We start from the raw sequence: 1,677 nt of genomic DNA, 5'->3' as shown, positions 1-1,677 counted from the left end.
GTCGCCACACGCAACGATGGTCTTCAAGTCGCTCGGCGACATGTGCACGTTTACGTGGAAATCGCCGGACGTCGGTGCGGCGATGTTCACCGTGGCCATCGACTTTCCATTCCCACTGGCATCGGCCTTGATCGGCATGTAATCCGTGGCCGGTCCGACAATGTCTCCGCCACCCGCGCACGTGCCGGAGTGGATGTGCCAAGGATGCTCCCCATTCGCCGGCGCGCCGCTGATCGTGATTTCAGCCATCGTGGTTCCGGCAGACGTACCGGCCATCGCCGAGGCGGTGCCGGTGACCTGCGTACCAGCCATCGATTGGAGCGTCGCGTTCCAGTGAGCCCCTGCTGGCGCCATCATAGCCGTCGAGTCCGCCGATGCAGCCATAGAGTTGCTGGCAGTCGTGTCCGACGTCGCTCCCTTATCACCACCGCACGCTACCAGCGAGCCGATTACGAGCGCCGCGCCAATTCCCTGCATCGTACGCCAGGATTCAAAAATCATAAAGCCTCCATCAAGATGTGAGTAACACCAACCACGGGGCACCAACGTCACCACCGTGCAAGTAGCGAATCGACCCGATGCATAACTCGTGCTTACGCGACAACGCACCGTCCGACGCCTGAGCACGCTCTTTGCCACACACAGCGGTATTCCCATACCGGAGTCCGTTGTGCCCCAACTCATCCGTCTCATCGTCCGCTCGCTGGTCTCGATGCTGTGCGTCGGCCTCGGCCTCAGCGCGTGTCGCGACACGAGGCCGTCCACCGGGAACCGCACCGCCGCCGCGACCGACAGTAGCCTCACCTCGGCCGACACCGCGCCCCCGAAGCCCGCCGCCCCCGACACCGCCGACATTCGCTTCGAGGTGGATCTCGCTGCCCGCGTGGTCCGCGTGCTGGGCGCGGGCATCGACACGCTCGCCGTGCATCCGGTCGCCATTGGTTCGACCGAATGGCCCACGCAATCGGGATCGTGGGCGATCAACCAGGTCGTGCTCAATCCCGAGTGGATTCCACCCGACGAAACATGGGCCGAAGAGCGCGAGCCAAGAAAGCCTGGTGATCCGAAGAATCCACTCGGCCGCGCGCAGCTCGTATACGATATGCCGCGCACGATTCACGGCACGAATGATTCCACCTCGGTCGGCAAGGCCGTGTCACATGGATCGCTTCGCGTGACCAACGCCGTCGCGCTTTGGCTGGCGACGCTCGTGCTGGAACGCGCGAGCACCACGAACGCTACCACGCTGGTACAGCGCGCCGCCGCCGATCGCTCGGAAAAACAGATCATTACGCTTACCCGCGTGGTGCCGATCCGCGTGTTCTGATACCGCCGCTGGCGAGCGTCTACTTCGACGCGGGAGCCAGCCGACGGCTGTTCACCGAGTACAGCATGCCGGTGTACTGCATCTCTTCCCAGGTCTGATCGCCCCAGTGTACGTTGGCCGAGGGGTCGGGATTGTGCTTGTTCGTCGCTGAATTGTCGTACCACGCCCTGGACGTGATCTTCGCCCCCGCAGGCAGCTCCAGCGGTGTCGCAAACATGTAGTACGTCTGCCAATTGAAGTCGTAACGCGGCACGTCGAGGATGACTTCACGGGTACCGTCCGGCTTCTCCAGGGTGTACTCCCAACGCGTCCCCCGCACGTGCGTATGCGGGAATAGGCCGTAGATCTTG

1 protein-coding gene and 2 pseudogenes are annotated in these 1,677 nt (G+C 63.2%); 1 reads left to right on the top strand and 2 read right to left on the bottom strand.

What is annotated here, in order from left to right:
- Nucleotides 1–501: pseudogene (locus ACESNG_RS10020) on the bottom strand (hypothetical protein); the annotation flags it as partial.
- Between the two features lie 169 nt (nucleotides 502–670).
- Here ACESNG_RS10020 and ACESNG_RS10015 point away from each other — a divergent pair.
- Nucleotides 671–1,327: a L,D-transpeptidase gene (locus ACESNG_RS10015; protein WP_373068812.1), complete on the top strand. Its 657-nt coding sequence runs from the start codon at nucleotides 671–673 to the stop codon at nucleotides 1,325–1,327.
- Between the two features lie 19 nt (nucleotides 1,328–1,346).
- Here ACESNG_RS10015 and ACESNG_RS10010 read toward each other — a convergent pair.
- Nucleotides 1,347–1,677 (bottom strand): annotated as a pseudogene (locus ACESNG_RS10010) (alkyl hydroperoxide reductase); the annotation flags it as partial.

Source organism: Gemmatimonas sp., assembly GCF_041689975.1.
Taxonomy (GTDB): Bacteria; Gemmatimonadota; Gemmatimonadetes; order Gemmatimonadales; family Gemmatimonadaceae; genus Gemmatimonas.
This window is presented reverse-complemented; position numbering and strand designations above follow the sequence as displayed.